At 62.8% G+C, this 12,455-nt stretch carries 14 protein-coding genes and 1 pseudogene; 12 read left to right on the forward strand and 3 right to left on the reverse strand.

Annotated elements, in window-relative coordinates; translation table 11 throughout:
* Nucleotides 1-85: 85 nt before the first annotated feature.
* Nucleotides 86-355 carry a hypothetical protein gene (locus ACZXDY_RS09265; RefSeq protein ID WP_464345284.1) on the reverse strand — a complete coding sequence of 90 codons (270 nt, stop codon included), beginning with the start codon at nt 353-355 and terminating at the stop codon, nt 86-88.
* Here ACZXDY_RS09265 and ACZXDY_RS09270 point away from each other — a divergent pair.
* A pseudogene (locus ACZXDY_RS09270) lies at nt 354-679 on the forward strand (FAD-dependent monooxygenase). The gene ACZXDY_RS09265 and the pseudogene ACZXDY_RS09270 sit on opposite strands and share 2 nt — an antisense overlap.
* Before the next feature lie 334 nt (nt 680-1,013).
* Here the strand turns inward: ACZXDY_RS09270 and ACZXDY_RS09275 are convergent.
* Nucleotides 1,014-1,748: a GntR family transcriptional regulator gene (locus ACZXDY_RS09275; RefSeq protein ID WP_464345260.1), complete on the reverse strand. Its 735-nt coding sequence runs from the start codon at nt 1,746-1,748 to the stop codon at nt 1,014-1,016.
* Nucleotides 1,749-2,011: 263 nt separating this feature from the next.
* Between ACZXDY_RS09275 and ACZXDY_RS09280 the strand changes: the two genes are divergently transcribed.
* The 10 genes from ACZXDY_RS09280 to ACZXDY_RS09325 are packed head-to-tail and all read left to right on the forward strand — an operon-like array spanning nt 2,012 to nt 10,838.
* The gene (locus ACZXDY_RS09280; protein WP_051397195.1) at nt 2,012-2,665 is read left to right on the forward strand and encodes a cysteine hydrolase family protein; all 654 of its coding nucleotides are present in this window, start codon (nt 2,012-2,014) and stop codon (nt 2,663-2,665) included.
* Nucleotides 2,666-2,674: 9 nt separating this feature from the next.
* Nucleotides 2,675-3,394 (forward strand): fumarylacetoacetate hydrolase family protein, encoded by a 720-nt coding sequence (locus ACZXDY_RS09285; RefSeq protein ID WP_028168280.1) that lies wholly within the window; start codon nt 2,675-2,677, stop codon nt 3,392-3,394.
* Nucleotides 3,395-3,396: 2 nt separating this feature from the next.
* Complete coding sequence (locus ACZXDY_RS09290) at nt 3,397-4,293, forward strand: polysaccharide deacetylase family protein (RefSeq protein ID WP_028168279.1); 897 nt, start codon at nt 3,397-3,399, stop codon at nt 4,291-4,293.
* Complete coding sequence (locus ACZXDY_RS09295) at nt 4,290-5,150, forward strand: branched-chain amino acid ABC transporter permease (RefSeq protein WP_080664067.1); 861 nt, start codon at nt 4,290-4,292, stop codon at nt 5,148-5,150. The genes ACZXDY_RS09290 and ACZXDY_RS09295 overlap by 4 nt, the downstream gene beginning before the upstream one ends.
* Nucleotides 5,147-6,151: a branched-chain amino acid ABC transporter permease gene (locus tag ACZXDY_RS09300; RefSeq protein WP_464345261.1), complete on the forward strand. Its 1,005-nt coding sequence runs from the start codon at nt 5,147-5,149 to the stop codon at nt 6,149-6,151. Before ACZXDY_RS09295 ends, ACZXDY_RS09300 begins: the two co-directional genes overlap by 4 nt.
* 3 nt (nt 6,152-6,154) lie before the next feature.
* The gene (locus ACZXDY_RS09305) at nt 6,155-7,414 is read left to right on the forward strand and encodes an ABC transporter substrate-binding protein (protein ID WP_464345262.1); all 1,260 of its coding nucleotides are present in this window, start codon (nt 6,155-6,157) and stop codon (nt 7,412-7,414) included.
* Between the two features lie 59 nt (nt 7,415-7,473).
* Nucleotides 7,474-8,232 (forward strand): ABC transporter ATP-binding protein, encoded by a 759-nt coding sequence (locus tag ACZXDY_RS09310; RefSeq protein WP_080664069.1) that lies wholly within the window; start codon nt 7,474-7,476, stop codon nt 8,230-8,232.
* The gene (locus ACZXDY_RS09315; RefSeq protein ID WP_194392549.1) at nt 8,225-8,929 is read left to right on the forward strand and encodes an ABC transporter ATP-binding protein; all 705 of its coding nucleotides are present in this window, start codon (nt 8,225-8,227) and stop codon (nt 8,927-8,929) included. Before ACZXDY_RS09310 ends, ACZXDY_RS09315 begins: the two co-directional genes overlap by 8 nt.
* Before the next feature lie 11 nt (nt 8,930-8,940).
* A complete protein-coding gene (locus ACZXDY_RS09320) occupies nt 8,941-9,930 on the forward strand; it encodes an amidohydrolase family protein (RefSeq protein WP_464345263.1) in 990 nt (329 codons plus the stop codon).
* A 17-nt stretch (nt 9,931-9,947) separates the two neighbouring features.
* A complete protein-coding gene (locus ACZXDY_RS09325; RefSeq protein ID WP_464345264.1) occupies nt 9,948-10,838 on the forward strand; it encodes a polysaccharide deacetylase family protein in 891 nt (296 codons plus the stop codon).
* 21 nt (nt 10,839-10,859) lie between these two features.
* On the opposite strand, the gene ACZXDY_RS09330 is transcribed toward ACZXDY_RS09325, so the two are convergent.
* A complete protein-coding gene (locus ACZXDY_RS09330; RefSeq protein ID WP_464345265.1) occupies nt 10,860-11,642 on the reverse strand; it encodes an alpha/beta fold hydrolase in 783 nt (260 codons plus the stop codon).
* A 131-nt stretch (nt 11,643-11,773) separates the two neighbouring features.
* On the opposite strand from ACZXDY_RS09330, the gene ACZXDY_RS09335 reads away from it, so the two are divergent.
* A complete protein-coding gene (locus tag ACZXDY_RS09335) occupies nt 11,774-12,451 on the forward strand; it encodes a GntR family transcriptional regulator (protein WP_035692327.1) in 678 nt (225 codons plus the stop codon).
* Nucleotides 12,452-12,455 lie beyond the last annotated feature (4 nt).

A 12,455-nucleotide genomic window follows, 5' to 3' on the forward strand; every position in this document is an offset into this window, starting at 1 on the left:
GACAGGGTCTCTGGTTCGAGTCAGTCGAGACTTTAACCGGCAAGACCGGCATCGTCGGATCGGTCGCCATCGACAGTTTCCCACATCAAAGCGCACCGCTCGGCCGCCGGCGAAAAATGGGGTGCTGGAGCAGGCGACCCGCACCCGGCTGGATCAGCTCACGGAATATTTCATCAGCCATGCCGTGATCGACCGCGTCGACGCCGCGCACCGGTATACATTCCGCTCGACCGGCCTGCACCGGCTGCTCGAGCGCTATCCCGGCACGTCGTTCTACAACGTGCTGCATCCGGAACTTGACGGCTACTGGAAATTCTTCGGCCGCGTGGATCTCGGCACCACGTGGTTCTTCCATGCGCCCGTTCCCGCCGACACCACGCGACAATTTCGACTTCCGCCGCCTCCTGCAGGAGGCCGCCGGTGCGGAGTTCGAGATCGAGTTCAATCATATCGGCTTTTGGGACCTACGCTTTGCGCTGGCCGACAGTTATCGCGCGGGCCGTGTCTTCATCGCAGGGGACGCGGCGCACAGCCACCCCCTTACGGCGGCTATGGGATCAACAGCGGGCTGGAGGATGCCGTCAACCTGTCCTGGAAGCTCGCGGCCACCCTGCAGGGCTGGGAAGATGAAGGAGCTGCCGATCAACGATTTCATGACGAAGGAAGGAACCATTCGTGATGATGGGCGCGTGATCAGGAACATGTACCTTCTTGCGACCAAAGATCCTTCCGAATGCAAGGGCGAGTGGGATCCTATGAAAGTCGTTACAACAATGCCCGGCAAGGACGCGTTTCGGCCGTTGGCAGATAGCGAGTGCCCTTTGGTTCAGCGAAAGCAATAGCTCGAGAGCTGTCGCGCGCTCCGCTTCGTCCCATACAACGGAACCTGTTGACTCTGAAATGCGCGTAGCACTTCGCTAGCCGAAAGGAGACGGCTTCCTGCCGGAGGATTTCTTGGAGGGCTGTGGTGTCGCTCGGCTATCGAAAATCGAAGAGATGGCGCCATACTGATGCTAGCGGCGGAGTCGCCGCGCCGTCTTCGTGGCTGCTTGAACTGCAGCCGGAGAGGCGAGGGACCTTATCAGAGACGACTTGACGCTGGCCACATGGTCTCGCATCAGCATCTCGGCGCGCCAGGGCTCGCGCCCGACGATGGCCTCGAAGATGCGATGGTGATCTTCGTGCCGGCGGCGAACGTCGACTTCTTCAAACGCCACGACATTGCGTGGCGACGAGACCGGCACTTGTTGACACAAATAGACCATGTCATTGAGGAGCCTCGAACCGGCAGACGAATGGATCGTGACGTGGAAACATGCATTGATCCGGCTGTACTCGGATCGGTGCTCGTCGGTGATATGCCCATTGCGAAGCAAATCATCGCCGTCCCGGAGCGCCTGTTGTAGGGTCCCGATCTCGCCGACGTTCAGCCCGCGCTCGGCGCTGAGCCGTGCCGCAAGCCCTTCGAGCACGGCGCGAACTTCATAGGCGCTGATCACCTCGTCGATTGAGAATTCCCGCAAGGTGTAGCCGCGATTAGGGGTGTAATCGAGCAGGCCCTCGGATGCGAGCTTCTGGAGCGCCGCGCGGACGGGTGTGCGCGACACGCCCAGCAGAGTCGTTAGCTTGATTTCATGTAGGCGTTCGCCCGGTTCGAATTCGCCGGCCAGGATGGCGGCGCGAACCGCCTCGAGCACGGATTCGAACCGCGTGGAGAATGACGTTTCTGGGGCTGGCAGGGCGGCCATGCGAAAAGGGTCCGAAACTTGTTTGTACACAATCTAGCGAAACGTCAGTGCCGTTCAAGCGCCGTCCGGGTCACGTATGAACGTGATCTTGTGCAGCATTTGCGCATTTTCAAGCCGGATTGAATATGGATTGACCGTGCTCCGCACAGAATCCAAGCACAAAATGTATACATTATCTTTGACTCGCCGCCAGAATGTATTGCAGGGTGAGGGCAGGCGAGTTTGTCTCCTGCCCAACAATCCGGATGCCAAGGAAGCGGCACATGAATCTCGGCGTCGACCAACCCAAGGCTGCGATCATCGCGATCGATTTGCACCGCGGTCATCTGGATATGAACGTCGCGACCATGCCGACATCGCCGGAGGTTGCGCAGCGGGTGATCGCGGCCAACAAGCGCCTGTTCGATTGGGCGCGTAGCGCCAAGATCCCGGTCATCCATCTGCTTACGCAGTATCGCGATGTCGCTGAAATCGCCTCCAATCCGTTCTGGCGAACGCGCGCCGAGGATCCCAAGGCGACGCGCAAGAATGTGCTGCGGCATAATATCGCCGGGATGCCGGGTGTTGCCATCATCCCCGACCTCTATGACAACGAACGGGACCTCGTTGTCGACACGAAGAAGCGCTACGATTGCTTCCTCGGCACCGATCTCGATTTCACGCTGCGCGCGCACGGCGTCAACACGCTGCTGGTCACGGGCGTCAACACCAACTCCTGTGTGCTCGCGACGACGACTGCAGCCAATGTGCGTGACTATGCCGTGATCGTCGTGAAAGATTGCGTCGAGACCATGGACGGTCCGGCGCTGCATGAGGCGGGCCTGCTCTGCGTCCGCACCGCGTTTGGTTTCGTGCTAGACACCAGTGAAATCCAACAACTCAGCCTCTTCAGCCCGGTCGCCAAAAGCGCCGCTTAGGAATCCGCGATGACGTCGTCTGCGTATGCTCTGGATCTTCCAGTTCCCGTCGTCGCAGCGGCTTCGCTGCCAATTGCAGGGTCGTCGCAGCGCTTTCCGGTACGCCGGATCTATTGCGTCGGACGGAATTATGTCGAGCATATCCGCGAAATGAAGGAAGGCGACGAGCGCGATCCGCCTTTCTTCTTCCAGAAGCCGGCGGACGCACTCGTTGAAGACGGAGCTGTCGTGCCCTATCCGGCCGATACGGAGGATTTTCAGTTCGAGATCGAACTCGTGGTCGCGCTCGGCGCCGGCGGCTGCAACCTGTCGCGCAACAGCGCGCTGGCGAGCGTTTATGGTTACGCGGTGGGCATCGACCTCACGCGCCGCGACCGACAGCGCGAGATGCGAGCGAAGATGCTGCCATGGGAACGGGGGAAATCGTTCGACGCATCGGCTCCCTGCGGCGCCATTCACGGCGTTGCCGAGGTGGGGCATCCCGCACGCGGCGCCATTACGATCGACGTCAACGGGCGCGAACGGCAGCGCGGCGATCTTTCGCAGATGATCTGGAACGTGCCTGAGATCATCGCCAACCTGTCGTCGTCCTATCGCCTCGCGCCTGGTGACCTCGTGATGACGGGCACCCCCGCGGGCGTCGGGCCTCTATTGCCCGGCGATCAGGTCACCGGAGCGATCGAGGGCGTCGGCAGAATTGCCATCACCATTGGAGCGCGCGAAACGTGAACATGCTGCCCACCGACCGTCTGGCCTATTCGTCAATCGCGGACCGCCCGCGGCTGGTGCTTCCGGATGCAGCGCGCGTCGCCGTCTGGGTGATCGTCAATGTGGAGGAATGGGACCCGAAAGAGACGATGCCGCGAACGGTGTTGACACCGCCGGCCGGTGGCGCGCCGATGCCCGATATCCCGAACTGGGCCTGGCACGAATACGGCAATCGCGTCGGATTCTGGCGCATGCTCGAGGTGCTGGATCGCTTCAATATCAAGGCGGCTCTCGCCATCAATGGCAAGGCGATCGGCACGTATGAGCCGATCGCAAAGGCGGCGCATGATCGGGGCTGGGAATTCATCGGTCACGGCTTCGGCCAGAAGAACATGCAGAAGGTCGCGGATGAGCGCGAGGACATCCGCAAGACGCGGGATGCGATCCGCGCCTACACGAACAAGAATCCGCGTGGTTGGCTGGGTCCCGGGCTGACCGAGACCTGGGAGACGCCGGATATCCTGGTGGAGGAAGGGTTCGACTACGTCTGCGACTGGGTGCTCGACGATGAGCCGGTGGTCCTGAAGACCCGCACGAAGCCGATCGTGAATGTGCCGTACACCCAGGAATGTAACGACGTGGCGATGATGCTGATCCAGCATCACAAGGCGTCGGAATACCGGGATCGTGCCATCGACCAGTTCGACCAGATCTATGCCGATGCCAAAACCTCATCGCGTATTATGGCACTGGTGGTTCACCCTTACATCATGGGAGCGCCGCATCGGCTCAAATATTTCGCGGCTGCAATCGAGCATATCAAGCGTCATCCCGATGCGACGTTCTGGACCGGCGAGCAGATTTACGACTGGTACCTGTCGCAACGTCCGAACGCGCTGAGGGGCCAAGCTCCGGCATGATGGGGATCAATCTCTTTCAGATCCTGAACGGCCTGACCTTCGCGGCGCTGATCTTCATCGTCGCGTCCGGCTTCACCTTGATTTTCGGCTTGCTGCGCATCGTCAATCTCGCTCACGGAGCACTCTATCTGGTCGGAGGCCTCGCAGGTTATTCGGCGGCAAAGGCCAGCGGAAGTTTCGTGGTGGGGGCGTTGGCTGCGATGGCGTTGGTCGCAGCGCTGGGGGCGGTGCTCGACCGTGGCCTGCTGAGCTTCGTGCGCGGCGTCGAATTGCGCCAGGTGCTGCTCACACTCGGCGTCGCGTTCATTCTCAACGACATCTCGCTCGTGATCTGGGGCGGAGACACGTTCTCGGTGCCGGTCCCGGAGGCCCTGAGAGGTGCCATGTGGATTGGCGGCGTGATGTATCCGAAGTATCGCGTCTTCGTTCTGGTTTTGGGCCTGCTGGTGTTTGCCGCGCTGTGGCTGCTCCTCAACAAGACGCGGCTCGGCGCGCTGATCCGCGCAGGTGTCGACGATCCCGAGATGGTCGAAGCCATGGGCATCAACATCCGTCGGGTTTTCCTGGGTACATTCATGCTCGGGGCGGCTCTGGCAGGCCTCGGCGGGGTGGTGGGTGGGGCCTTCCTGACTCTTTACCCGAGTGCCGACGCAGAGATCCTGGTGTTCTCGCTCGCCGTCGTCATCATCGGCGGACGCGGCAGCCTCGTGGGCGCCGCACTCGGCGCGCTGCTGGTGGGCCTTTTGAACGCGATCGGGCAGGTGATGTTTCCAGAACTCGCCTATTTCGTCATCTTCGGACCGATGGCGCTGCTGCTGGCGTTCCGGCCACTCGGCCTGTTCGGGAGGGCAGCGTGAGATCGGCTCCGCTCACCCCTGTTGCATCGTCGGCGGCCCGCTCGCTCCGCCAGCCGCGCGCCGTCGGCTGGATCGCGTTGGTGCTCCTGGCCCTGACCGTCCTCCCCGCTGTCTTGCCGAGTTACCAGGTGTCTGTCGTCACGCAGGTCTTGATCTTCAGCGTGCTGGCGATGTCGATCGATATTCTCGCGGGCTTCGCGGGACGCACTTCGCTCGGTCACGGCGCAATTTTCGGCGTCTCGAGTTATGTCGCGATCTACTGGACCTCGACGCTTGGCGGCGACATCTGGATCGGCATCGCCCTCGGCATTCTGGCGGCGACGGCGCTTGCAGGCGTGTTCGCTGCGCTGGCCATCCGCACGTCAGGCGTCTATTTCCTGTTGCTGACGCTGGCGCTCGGCATGATCGTATGGGGCGTCTGCTTGCGCTGGACGGCGGTCACAGGCGGCGAAAACGGGCTGCGCGGTGTGGGTCGTCCCGCCTTTATCGCAGACCATGCCAGCTTCTATTACGCCGTGCTCATCATTGTCGCGCCACTGACCTGGCTGATGTGGCGGCTCGTCCACTCGCCGTTCGGGCTCACCTTGCGCGGAATCCGCGATTCCGAAAGTCGTATGCGAAGCCTCGGCTACAACGTTCCGCTCCACCTGTTCGTGGCATTCGTATTGTCCGGATTCTTCGCAGGGGTCGCCGGCGGCCTCTACGTCTTGTTCAACAATTTCGTCAGTCCCTCAACCGTGCAGCTGTCGCAGTCGGTCTCCGCTCTGCTGATGGCCATCACCGGCGGCGTCGGCACCTTGCTCGGTTCCTTCGTCGGAGCCGCCGCCATCATCGTCCTGGAGAATGCCGTCAGCGCCTACACCGCGCGGTGGCCGAGCGTGCTCGGGATCGCCTTCGTGCTCATCATGATCTTCGCGCCTGAAGGCGTGGTCGGCCGTGCGCGCCTTCTGTTCGCACGCCGGCGTTCCCGTTACTCGAAACCAGATCATCCCGGAGGTTAGACGATGGACCGCAGACGCTTCCTGAAAACGACCGGCCTTACGCTCGCAGCCGGCGCCGGCGTTCTATCCGCCCCCTTCCTGGCGCGGGCCCAAGCAGCGCCGATCCGTATCGGCCTGATGGCGCCGCAGACCGGTGTCGTGGCAGCCGGCGGCCGCGAGATCATCGATGGCTTTTCGCTGTTCTGGGAGAGCGCAGGCAACCAGGCGGGCGGCCGCAAGGTTGAGATCATCGTCGAAGACGACGCTTCCAATCCGGACACGGCGCTGCAGAAGGCGCGACGCCTCGTCGAGCAGGCCAAGGTGGACATGCTCTTCGGCAATCTTCTGGCCAACACCGGCCTTGCCGTTGCCAACTACGTCAAGGGCAACGGGACGCCGTACTTCATTCCGGTGATCGCGGCCGACGATCTCACTCAGCGCGCCAGGATCAAGAACGTGATCCGCGCCGGCGGTTACAGCGCCAGCCAGTTCTCGCGGCCTCTTGCCGACTGGGCGCTGAGGCAGGGGTACCGCAGGGTCGCGATGATCTCCCAGGACTACACGTTTGGCCACGAGCAGTGCGGCGGCTTCGCACAGACTTTCACGGAAGGCGGCGGCAAGGTGGTCGGCCAGTTCTGGCATCCGCTGAACACGTCCGATTTCAGCCCCTATCTTGGTCAGTTGGCGGGTGTGAAGGCCGACGTGGTGTTCGCGATGCAGACCGGCGCAGACGCCACGCGCTTGATCCAGCAATATGCAAGCTTCGGTCTGAAGGATCAGATACCGCTGCTGGGATCGCAGAATGCGACCGACCAGTCGGTCATCCGGACGATGGGCGCCGAGTGCGAGGGGATCGTCACCTCCGCCCATTTTGCCGAGGGCGCCGATCTGCCGGCGACCCAGGCGTTCGTCAAGACTTATTCCGACAAGTTCAGCAAGATCCCCTCGCTTTACGCCTTTTCGCATTATGTCGGCGCGATGTGGGTGGCCAAGGCGATCAACGCGATCAACGGCAAGGTCGAAGACCGCGATGTCTTCCTCGACACCGTGCTCAAGACCGACCTTCCGGACAGCCCGCTCGGCAAGCCGGTTCGCTTCGATGACTACGGCAATCCCGTTTACGACGTCGTCATCCGCAAGACCATGAAGAACAAGGACGGCAAATTCTGGAATGTCCCGATCGGGGGTTATCCGCAGGTGTCGCAGTTCTGGAAATACGACCCCGCGACTTACATGAAGCAGCCGCCCTATTCGCGGGATTTCCAGGGCATCAAGAAGACCTGAGACCATCAAAGACGGCCGGCTCGCCGGCCGCTACGTTCCGCCTGTTGACGAGAAAGCGCGTGCCGGACACCATCCTCAAGCTCGACCACGTCGGCGTCTCCTTCGATGCGTTGAAGGCGGTTGACGACGTGACCTTGCGGGTCAAACGCGGCGAGCGACGAGCCATCATCGGCCCCAATGGGGCCGGCAAGACCACGCTGTTCAACGCCATCACGGGCGTGGTACCTCCGACGTCCGGCCGCGTCGAATTCGACGGATGCGACATCACGAGGATGCCGCCTCACCGCCGAGCCGCTTGCGGCATCAGCCGCACCTTCCAGATCACCAATCTGTTTCCGAGCCTGACGGTCGAGCAGAACATGCAGCTCGCGCTTTGCGGCCTGACGCCGCGCAAGTTTTCCCTGCTCGGTTCGGGCGGGCTGACCGATACCGAACGCGGCCAGGCTGACCGCGCCCTCGGTTTATCGCGGCTCGGTCCACGTGCAAGATCGCTGGTGAGCGAATTGTCGTATGGCGAGCAGCGCCAGCTCGAGATGGCGATGGCGCTGGCGCCGAATCCCCGGCTGCTGCTGCTCGATGAGCCCGCCGCCGGCCTCTCGCCGGCCGAGCGTGTCATCGTCGCCGACGTCATCCGGAGTCTGCCGGCGGAGATCACCATCGTCCTGATCGAGCACGATATGGACCTGGTGCTCTCCCTGGTGGACTGGGTGACCTGCCTCAACAACGGCCGGTTCCTGGCCGAGGGGGCACCGGCAGAGATTCGCGGCAACGCTGACATCCAGGACGTCTATCTCGGCAAGGCACACCGTCATGCTTGAGATCCGCGATCTTCACAGTTTCTATGGCGAGGCCCATGTGGTGCAGGGGGCCTCGCTCACGGTGCGTGACCGCGAGGTGGTCGCGCTGCTCGGCCGTAACGGCATGGGCAAGACCAGCCTGATCCGCTCGGTGATGGGCTTGTCGGCGCCCCAGGTGCGCCGGGGCAGCGTGGCGTGGAAGGGCGAAGTCCTGACCGGTATGACCTCGCACGAGATCGCCGGGCGCAAGATCGCGCTGGTGCCGCAAGGGCGGCGGCTGTTCCCCTCGCTCACCGTTACCGAACATCTCACCATGATCAAGTCCGTCCGCGCTCGCGACGGCTGGACCGTCGATCGCGTCATGGAGCTGTTCCCGCGGCTGGCGGAGCGGCGCCAGCACCGCGGCAACCAGCTCTCGGGCGGCGAGCGACAGATGCTCGCCGTGGCGCGCGCGCTGATGATCGACCCTGAACTCATCCTGATGGATGAGCCCTCGGAAGGACTGGCGCCGGTCATGGTCCAGCATCTGGAAGGGATCATCGCGCGGCTGAAGGAGGCGGGTCTGGCGATTCTGCTGGTCGAGCAGAACCTCTACAGCGCGCTTGCGGTCGCAGACCGCGTCTACGTCATCGAGACCGGAAAGATCGTCCACGAGGCGGATGCGTCGGCTCTGGTCGATAATCCCCAATCGCTGATACGCTTCCTCGGCGTGCATTGAGGCCCGACTGCATGAAGATCGACATCCATAGCCACGTCATTCCCGATCGCATCGTCAGCGCCATCGCCGCCGATCCCAAGCGCTTCCGTGCGCGTGTCGAAGGCGAAGGTGCTGCGCGCAAGATCATTCATGACCAGGGCTACGTCTATCCCTTCTTCGAGGAATTTCGTCAGACAGAGGCCAAGCTCGCCGCCATGGACCGCAAGGGCATCGACATCTCCGTGATCTCGCCGGCGCCGCCAATGTTCTATTACTGGGCCGATGCCGATCTGGCGCTTGAAGTCGCCGGCCTCGTCAATGATGGCGTGGCAGACATGGTCGGGGTCCAGCCCGCCCGATTGCGCGGCATGGCGACTGTGCCGATGCAGCATCCGGATGCCGCCGTTGCCGAACTCGAGCGCGTCGTTCGCGCCTACGGCTTCAAGGCCGTGGAGATCGGCACCTCGATCGAAGGCGCGCAGCTCGCCGAGGAGCGCTTTCGTCCGTTGCTGCGCCGCGCCAGCGAGCTCAACGTCTTCGTCTTCGCGCATCCTTATTATGTCGGGGCCAAGAGCGGGCTCGAAAACTACTATCTCACCAATCTCATCGGCAATCCGCTGGACACGACGGTAATGCTGGCCAATCTCATGTTCTCCGGCCGGCTCGATGAACTGCCCGACCTGAAGCTCGTTCTGGCGCATGGTGGCGGCTTTGCGCCCTACCAGATCGGACGGCTCGTCCACGGACACGCGGTGCGCAGCGAAGCCAACGGCATCAGCAAGTCCTCGCCGAAGGAGCTGCTCAAGCGGATCTATTTCGACAGCCTCGTTTTCGAGCCGCAGGCGCTGCGTTACCTCATTGACCTTGTCGGCGCCGACCATGTTTGCATCGGAACCGACGCTCCCTTTGACATGGCCGATGCTGATCCCGGCGCGACTATCGAAGCAGTGCCCGCGATCACACCGTTGGAGCGTCAATGCATCTGCTGCGGCACAGCGCTCAAGCTGCTGTGCGAAGATTGAATGAGAGGAAAGAAGAGATGTCCGAGCCCGTCGGCAACAGTCTCCGCAACCGGCTGTCCTACAGCCCGATCCATCGCAGGCCGGCGCTCAAGCTCCCTAACGATGCGTGGGTGGCGGTGTGGACCATCGTCAATGTCGAAAACTGGAGTCCGAACGGCGCGATGCCGCGCGCGGTGCTGCCGCCGCCGATGGGACAGCCGCTGCTGCCCGACGTTCCCAACTGGGCTTGGCACGAATATGGGATGCGCGTCGGCTTCTGGCGATTCCTGGAAGCGCTGGGCAGCCGGAATCTGAAGGCGACATTCGCGCTCAACGGCTCCGTCTGCGAGCTTTATCCCGAAGCATGCGAGGCGGCGCGGGACGCGGGATGGGATTTCATGGGGCACGGCTTCGTGCAGAAGCCGATGCACAAGGTCGAGGACCAGAAGTCGGCGATCGCCGACACGATCGCTGCGATCACGAAATTCACCGGCAGGCTGCCCCGCGGCTGGGAAAGCCCGGGCCTCACCGAGACCGACGAGACGCTGGACCTGCTCGCTGAAGCCGGCATCGAATATGTCGCCGATTGGGTGCTCGACGAGCAGCCGATTCCCCTGAAGACGCGCCACGGCGACATCATCTCCGTTCCCTACACGGTCGAAATCAATGACGTCGTCATCAGCGCGGTACAGCAGCAGCCCTCAGACGAAATCCTGCGCCGCGGCCGTGATCAATTCGACCGGCTCTATCTCGATGGCGCCAAGGCGCCGCGCGTCATGGCCATTTCCATCCACCCTTATCTGACGGGTGTGCCGCACCGGATCAAATATCTCGAGATGCTTTACGACTACATTCTCGGCCACGACGGCGTCGTGATGTGGACCGGGGCCGAGATCCTCGATTGGTACCGCTCGCAGGTGCCGGGATAGGACGGCGCCGGTGCGGGCCTGTCATGACAGGAAATCTTCGATCGACCGAATGAAGGCCTCCGGCTGCTCGAGGGGCGGGCAGTGCCCGCATCCCGGCAGTTCACGATAGGACGCGCCAGGGATCTTGTCGGCCAGCAACCGGCAGAGGGGAGGCGGGGTGGCGGCATCGAGCTCACCGCACACGACGCGCGTGGGTTTGCGGATCGCGCCGAGCTGCGGCGTCAGGTCCGCCGTCATCAAGCTGCGACAGGCCGCGATGAAGCCCTGGGGATCGATGCCGAGCAATACGCGTCGCCGCTCGTCGACGGCACCGGGATGCGCGGCGAGATAAGACTCGTGGAAGACGCGGCTGGCCGAAATCGTCGCGACCGAACCGATACCTTCGTTCGCGACCTTGGCGGCCATCAGTTCAAAGGCTTTGCGGCCTTCCGGCGGAAAACCGGCAGCTACGTCGGAAAGGACGAGCTTGCCGAACTTCGCGCCGTGCCGCAGCGCCATCGCGACCGCAACCGTGCCGCCGAACCCGTTGCCGATCACCACGGTCTGTTCAGACAGGCCCTGAGGCGTGAAGAGTTGGGCGAGATGATCTGCGTAGCCCTCGATGCCCGGCGGGATGCAGGCCGAGCCGTGGAAGCCGGGCAGGTTCACGAGGGTGACGCGAAAACGCTGCGTGAGCCAGGGCAGGACGGGATTGAAGGCCGTCCGGTCCGCCAGAAGCGAATGAATGACCAGAAGATCGGGGCCCGAACCCGCCTGGACCGCCGTCAGGCGATCTGTGGCAAGGGTGACTGGTTTGAGCTCCACGTGCGACTCCTTGGAATATTATGGCAAGAAAAAATCTAGCCTATACCTATCCCGATCTAGCTTATTCGAACACAGACGGAAAGTATTTTCAGTGGCTTGTCAGTCACCGCAAGAAGTCTATAATATATCAGATGAACGAAATTCCCTACCAGCTGATGCGCTCTGATATCTACGGTGTTCTCCGCCGGGAGCTGTTGAGCTGCGCCATCCGCCCCGGCGCCGAGATCAGGGACGCGGAGATCGCCGAGCGTTTCGCGGTGTCCCGCTCGCCGGTCCGCGACGCGCTGCTGCGGCTGGAGGCTGAGGGGCTCGTGGTGATCAGCCCGCGCAAGGGCTATCGAGCCGCGCCGATCTCGATTGCGGACGCGCGCGATCTGTTCGAATTCCGCGCTATCCTCGAACCTGCCTGCGCGGCGAGCGTGGCATCCGAGGCGACCGATGAGGCCCTGCGTGGCCTCGATCGCTTCCGCTCCATCGACGGTTTCGCTGCTGGGGCAGCGGAGGCCGAGCCGACCTTTGTGCAATACAACCGCGAATTTCATCTGGCGATCGCGGGTCTGTGCACGAACCAGCGCATGCGCGAGGCGGCCATCGATCTGATCGAACAGTTCGATCGTCTCGTCATTGTGAGCATCAGCAGCAGCGAGGCCGGCGGCCAGCAGGAGGCGCTGATCGCCGAGCACTGCGAGATCATCACGGCGCTGCAGGCGCGCGATGGCAAGCGGGCGGGGCGCATTCTGGCGCGCCACGCCGGCCGCGCGCGCAAGCGTGTGTTGTCGGCGCTCTCGCGCTCGCCGATCGTGCCCTAGGGAG

The sequence above is a fragment of the Bradyrhizobium sp. LeoB3 genome (assembly GCF_055456055.1).